The 250-nt window shown below is 48.0% G+C and carries 1 protein-coding gene; it reads left to right on the forward strand.

What is annotated here, in order from left to right:
• Positions 1 to 250 (forward strand): lyase family protein (locus AAEZ03_RS28375; protein ID WP_350583292.1); only part of this gene is annotated, 250 nt, incomplete at both ends.

The raw sequence follows: 250 nt of genomic DNA on the forward strand, positions 1-250 counted from the left end.
CTGGCACCCAGTCAAACATGAACATGAACGAAGTGCTTGCTAATCGTGCCAATGAAATCGCTGGTTCTGAGCGTGGCAGCTATACGCCGATTCACCCGAATGACCATGTCAACCATGCACAGTCTACCAACGACAGCTTCCCAACCGCGATTCGTGTGTCTGCTGCTCGTCAGATTAATAGCCTATTGATTCCAGCGGTAAAAGCACTCCGCGATACATTAGACGCAAAAGCAAAAGAATTCGATAGTAT

Source organism: Pseudomonas sp. HY2-MNA-CIBAN-0224 (assembly GCF_040310285.1).
Taxonomy (GTDB): domain Bacteria; phylum Pseudomonadota; class Gammaproteobacteria; order Pseudomonadales; family Pseudomonadaceae; genus Aquipseudomonas; species Aquipseudomonas helleri.